The following is a 1,896-nucleotide window of genomic DNA, read 5'->3' as shown; positions in this document are numbered from 1 at the left end:
TCAGTGCTCGACCGGGCAAAACCATTGAGCGCTACGACTTCGTGGCGTGAATGATGATCGATCCCACAGAAACCTTCGGCGCATCGACGCGAATGTCCGCTGCATTCTTTGAGATCCATTCCTTCGCAAGGCGGACGCTCTCTTCAGTGCCGGCCTTGTCCTGGCATACGGTCATCGACAGGCCGCCTTCGCTTTCACTGCTGCGGGCGAGCGTGTAGCTTTCAAAGCCTTTGACGGTGCGCATCAGCTTTTCAACGTCTGCCTTGTGCTCCTCCAGAAAAGAAAACAGCTCCTTCGAGCCCTTACCTGAATAAGTTCTGACGACGACGTCCATGATGGATTCCAGTTCTGCGTATGCGTTCATCATCTGAACGCGCAGTGTGGAGAGCATCGATCCGAACCAACGGCTCCGGTCCTGCTGACCAATGCTTGGATATGGCGCACCCATCAGCCGAATCAATTTAATATTGGCTGGGCCTGCCAAGTCATCGAATAAAGGTGTGAGACTCCGGCTTGGGACCCGGTGGTCCAGGATTGGCCTTGGGCGACGTGGCGTGAGCCGCGAACGAAGGCTGCTTCGGAGTGCACGTCCTGCCGGGCCAGGCGCATGGGAAGATCGGCCGCGCCGTGAAGACAGGTCTTCTCATGATGAGTGCGGGTGTCGGATTTGATTGACAGGGAGGCGGAGGGATTCTGAACGGCGGATTGGCCCGACCGGTGCATGGAAAGCAGAAATCCTGCGGTAGGTGGCATGATCCATGCGCCGTTCAGTCTTGCGAAGGCGAAGGACTCTCACTTCATTTTGATGCCGAGTTCAGCCCTTTTGTCCTTGAGGACAACGCCGATGGCCTGAATCACCTTCTTGTCCGGGTTGGCCTTGCAGTACACGATCACCTGATGCTCGAGATCCTTGCCGCGCTTGACGTTGATCATGTGCTTCTTGGCAAGGCCGTTGTACCAGCCACTGTACCAGGTCGTTAGCATGTCAGCGTCCTCCTGGTAGGTTCCTGCAAGCTGCGCACAGGTCATTGCCTGGACGTCGATCCAGCCGTCCGCGTCCGCGTAGCTGGCCAATGGGGTCGCCGTCTGAGCGCTTGCGCCGAACGCCCCGGTGATCATCAAGGCCGCTGCAAGAAGTGTCCTCTGCCTCATGTCTTCGTTTCCCTTTGTTGCATCTGGCGAGTGGCGCCAAAACGCCGAGACCCTATGCGGACATCCGCACCCATGCTTGACACTTCGAGACAACGGCCGACCAATTTGAGACAGGAGCGCACGGTTGCGCGTCAGAGCAAGAATGGCTTGCCGGCCCGGCCTCTGCTTCTGATTAGTGGGCTTTGTACCAGGGTCTCACCATGATAAGGTGAGAGAAATCGCGGGTCACTACCGCCCCGGTACGGGGGCATAGCTGTTGGAGGACCCGATATGTCAACAGATACTGAAGTCCGCCGCGCATCCGAACGTTTCTACTCCGCGCTGAATGCCATGCTCAACGGGAATGCAGGCCCGCTCAGTGAGGTTTGGTCGCACAGCGCGGCGGTCACAACCATGCACCCCATCGGCGGTCGGGAAGTCGGTTGGGAGAGCGTCGGCGGGACTTGGCCGCAAATTGCTAAACTGGCTGGCGGCGGGAAGGCTGAACTCGAAGATCAGTTCATCCAGATCGACGGCAATATGGCCTACGAAGTCGGCACCGAAAGGGGCCAGATGACGCTTGCGGGCAGGCAGGTTCCCATTGAGAACCGAGTGACCAACGTCTACCGCCGGGAGGACGGCGACTGGAAGGTCGTTCATCATCACACGGACCTCTCTCCGGCCATGCAGGATGTCCTTCGCGACCTGAAGGCCAAGAGCTAAATCACGAGCGCGTCAGGTCTGGTATGGGGCGGCAGGGGGCAG

The 1,896-nt window shown here is 58.5% G+C and carries 3 protein-coding genes; 1 reads left to right on the top strand and 2 read right to left on the bottom strand.

The features are described from left to right. Positions 1-31: 31 nt before the first annotated feature. Together FS320_RS42530 and FS320_RS42525 are read right to left on the bottom strand one after the other, a co-directional pair. Positions 32-448 carry a hypothetical protein gene (locus FS320_RS42530; RefSeq protein WP_244627747.1) on the bottom strand — a complete coding sequence of 139 codons (417 nt, stop codon included), beginning with the start codon at positions 446-448 and terminating at the stop codon, positions 32-34. Positions 449-792: 344 nt separating this feature from the next. Further along, positions 793-1,152, bottom strand: coding sequence for an HdeA/HdeB family chaperone (locus FS320_RS42525; protein WP_192926421.1), 360 nt, complete (start codon positions 1,150-1,152; stop codon positions 793-795). Between the two features lie 270 nt (positions 1,153-1,422). Here FS320_RS42525 and FS320_RS42520 point away from each other — a divergent pair, with 270 nt between their 5' ends. Continuing rightward, positions 1,423-1,854, top strand: a complete 432-nt coding sequence (locus tag FS320_RS42520) for a YybH family protein (RefSeq protein ID WP_152718537.1) — start codon at positions 1,423-1,425, stop codon at positions 1,852-1,854. Positions 1,855-1,896 lie beyond the last annotated feature (42 nt).

Source organism: Microvirga tunisiensis (assembly GCF_009296175.1).
GTDB lineage: Bacteria > Pseudomonadota > Alphaproteobacteria > Rhizobiales > Beijerinckiaceae > Microvirga > Microvirga tunisiensis.
Note: the sequence above shows the minus strand (reverse complement) of the source record. Positions and strands in the feature narration are given on the sequence as shown.

Bases quoted from the DNA above. Each gene is read 5' to 3' on its own strand.
- FS320_RS42520 (WP_152718537.1), top strand. From the start codon at position 1,423: ATGTCAACAGATACTGAAGTCCGCCGCGCATCCGAACGTTTCTACTCC.
- FS320_RS42525 (WP_192926421.1), bottom strand. From the start codon at position 1,152: ATGAGGCAGAGGACACTTCTTGCAGCGGCCTTGATGATCACCGGGGCG.
- FS320_RS42530 (WP_244627747.1), bottom strand. From the start codon at position 448: ATGGGTGCGCCATATCCAAGCATTGGTCAGCAGGACCGGAGCCGTTGG.